The 536-nt window shown below is 66.4% G+C and carries 1 protein-coding gene; it reads right to left on the reverse strand.

The features are described from left to right. On the reverse strand, positions 1-536 hold a 536-nt coding region (locus FJM08_RS08635; protein ID WP_140031755.1), incomplete at both ends, for a TetR/AcrR family transcriptional regulator.

Raw genomic sequence — 536 nt, forward strand, 5'->3', positions numbered from 1 at the left:
GTTGTTGCACCGTTTCACTCGGGTCCAGGGTGACCGGCCTTCCTAGCGGCGGCAGAAGCAGGTGTCACGATCGGGACGACGAACTCCGCGATCATCGCTCGTTCGTCGGCTTCGTCACGGCCGGGGAACATCAGCAGCGATGTGAGCATCCGGACCACCAAGCGGGCGCGGCGTTCGACGGTGGTCGGATCGTCGGGACCTAGTGAGTTGAGGAATGCCGCGGCCAGGGCCGCGATCACCTCGGACCGTCCGGCCATCTCGCCGCCGATCGGTGGGCGGGTGGTGGTAAACCACGCGGCCAACGCGGGGTTGTCGCGGACCATCCGCAACGTCGTGGTGATGCTCACCAGCAGCCGTTCGGCAGGTTCGACGACATCGGCGATCTTCACCATGATCTCGCGGCCGAGCCGGCGGGTCTCGCGGTGCACGTACGCGGTTCGCAGCGCCTCGCGGCTGTCGAAGTACCGATACAGTGTTGCGCGCGAACAGCCTGCGGCCTTGGCGATCTCGTTCATGCCGATCGACGCCAGGTCACG

Origin of the sequence: Metamycoplasma equirhinis (assembly GCF_006385185.1) — a bacterium.
GTDB lineage: Bacteria > Bacillota_I > Bacilli_A > Mycoplasmatales > Metamycoplasmataceae > Metamycoplasma > Metamycoplasma equirhinis.